Here is a 2,506-nt window from a genome sequence, read left to right on the forward strand (position 1 = left end):
CTTTACCATTAAGTTCAGAATACAGACTCGAAGAATAAGAAGATGAACACTAAGCTAATATGAATAAAACTGGATTTATACGTTTGAAAATAACCCATTAAAACAATCAGTTAAAATTATCCAGCATGCAAAGTAGAAGCTCTACCTTAAAATACAAAAGGATAAAAATACTTTATTTCAATGCATTGTGGGATTTTTCTCTACGGTTACATAACGCCGCGTTAAGGGGCAGCCAACGCTACTACCAACTTTCCGCATAACACTGTAACCGCAAAAACCAACGCATGATAAAAATGCCACGCGTTGGCTGTCCCTCTTGAACGCTTTGTTATATTTATACTCTGAAATAAAGAAGACTCGACATATATCGAGCCTTAAAATGCTAGAAATGAACAGCTGATCAGCCTATATATACGGAAACTATACTTACGTTACCGATCGCACCACTGTCTAGATTTCCACCCGTTACTTGAGTTATAAAATTAGAGTTATCATTTGTCCAAGTCGATGTATTTTTCTTGCTTCCCCATGGACAATCCCAGTAGTAGTTACCTACGTGCGTGTCATCTCGATATATATCAAAAGAACCTTCTGTTCCAGAAGCGGCATCTGAACGACCACATGAAGATATCGTGAATTTTTCACCGACTTTTACGACTCGGCCATCAATATCTTCCGGAGAAATTTCGTTATCTTTACTTCCTTGATAAAATTTGCCCCAATCACTATGAATATTTTTGATAGTGACGTCATAATTTTTAGGTTCGATTGTGATGCTAATCCATTGTGCATAAGCCATATTATATACCTTTTTCATGAATGATAAGTCTACTTATCTGTTCTCATAGCCAACTTGAGATAAGCAAATTTAAGATAGACCATCAAATAGAATGCATCAAGGCTCATAAAAAATATAACGCCCGCTTAAGGGGCAGACAACGCTACTACCAACTTTCCGCATAACACCGTAATCACAAAAACCAACGCATAGTAAAAATGCCACGCGTTGGCTGTCCCTCTTGAAGCGTTTGTTAGGGCTATGCTACACGCCACTTGTTGTCTTGCTCTTCTAAATGTAACTCTGCCATTGTTGATTCAATTTCTGAGTCTGAAAGCATATTTAGCAAAAGACCAATTTGGCTATCGTCGTCATTGAACTCTGCATACAATGCACGAAGAGTCACATCGGCTGTCCTTGGAATGACTGATTGCCCCTTTTCCCAGCGAGCAACTGTTTGAGTATCTACTCCTAACAAGTTACCCAGCGCCTTTTGCGACATATTGAGCTCGATGCGAATAAACTTGAACTCTTGATGAGAAATAGGCCTTACTTGAGATACTATGTTTCTACCGATAAGAGCGTGCAACTCATAAAGGTTGTCGATACTAACAAATTCTTCATCCTCTACTTTGTCGATAGTAAAGCCATTTGTTAAATAAACATACGGTAGACCACATTCTTTATAGTGATACATATTAGCCCCTTTACTTAACTATAACCGTAACAACAAATGCAGATGGATCGCTTTCGTGTCTCTTTAGGGAAACAACAACTTCTACGATTTCACCAGCAGCCATACCTTGAAGGTTACATTTCCAGTCACCTCTAGGTGTTTGATGAGGAGCTTCCGTTATTCTACTGTGCTTATTGCTAAGTACCTGAAATACTTGCATTCGAGTCACACCACGTTGTTCCATGCGTTCTCTCGCATGAGAACTAATGTAAACTCTCGCTGTATGATTACTTGCCAGTTCATTGATGAGTTTCTTTGCTGACGCTGAGGTCAGCGGGAACTCATCTATTCCCTCAAGTTTATTATCTGACATACGGGTCACCTATCAATTTGATAGTTTCAATTATGAGCGAGAAAAAGATTAAACGCAAGATTTGATGAATAGCCCTAACGCCCTGCTAAGGGGTGAGCAATGCACTACAAAAGTTACAGCACACCAACCTAATCACAAAACCCACCGCATGCTAAAAATGCCACGCATTGCGAATCCCGCTTAAGCAGTTTGTTAGCTTAAATTTCAGCACCTTAAATTTACCAAGCCTGAGACTAACCCGATTTAGGAAACCGGCAAACCACCTGAGCTTTAAAACCCGAAATAACTCAAATTTGTGGCCATTCATGCGCTTTGAAAACCAGTAAATTTTGAGAACTCATTTTCGGAAAACTCAAAGCGAATGCAAAACTGCCAAAGCGACTTTGCGCCAAACTTACTCACCTAGCGCAATCCCAAAATTCAATTGAGGCAACTGCTCAAAACTCGCGTTGGCAAACAATGCTGATTTGCCGAGAAACCGGAACGAGCTGCCAAGGGAAGAAAAAACAGGCTGCAAACAATTGATTTTCATTGTTTTAAGCTAACGCCGCATTAAGGGGCAGGCAACGCAAATAGCTGTACTAAAACTAGCCAGCCGTAACCTTAAATACCCACCCAAACCAAAAATGCCACGCGTTGATTGTCCCTCTTAAATGCTTTGTTATGTAACTTTACTAAC

At 39.9% G+C, this 2,506-nt stretch carries 3 protein-coding genes; all 3 read right to left on the bottom strand.

Features of this window, described 5'->3' with window-relative positions:
- Window positions 1-400: 400 nt before the first annotated feature.
- The 3 genes from B5D54_RS16435 to B5D54_RS16450 all read right to left on the bottom strand — a co-directional run bounded on the left by B5D54_RS16435 (window position 401) and on the right by B5D54_RS16450 (window position 1,827).
- On the bottom strand, window positions 401-799 hold the full coding sequence (locus B5D54_RS16435) for an aegerolysin family protein (RefSeq protein WP_078927613.1): 399 nt from the start codon (window positions 797-799) through the stop codon (window positions 401-403).
- Between the two features lie 238 nt (window positions 800-1,037).
- Window positions 1,038-1,475 carry a helix-turn-helix domain-containing protein gene (locus tag B5D54_RS16445; protein ID WP_062907537.1) on the bottom strand — a complete coding sequence of 146 codons (438 nt, stop codon included), beginning with the start codon at window positions 1,473-1,475 and terminating at the stop codon, window positions 1,038-1,040.
- Window positions 1,476-1,485: 10 nt separating this feature from the next.
- Window positions 1,486-1,827, bottom strand: coding sequence for a DUF4258 domain-containing protein (locus B5D54_RS16450; RefSeq protein ID WP_078927615.1), 342 nt, complete (start codon window positions 1,825-1,827; stop codon window positions 1,486-1,488).
- Between the last annotated feature and the right edge of the window lie 679 nt (window positions 1,828-2,506).

This window comes from Vibrio cincinnatiensis DSM 19608, assembly GCF_900167345.1.
Lineage (GTDB): Bacteria > Pseudomonadota > Gammaproteobacteria > Enterobacterales > Vibrionaceae > Vibrio > Vibrio cincinnatiensis.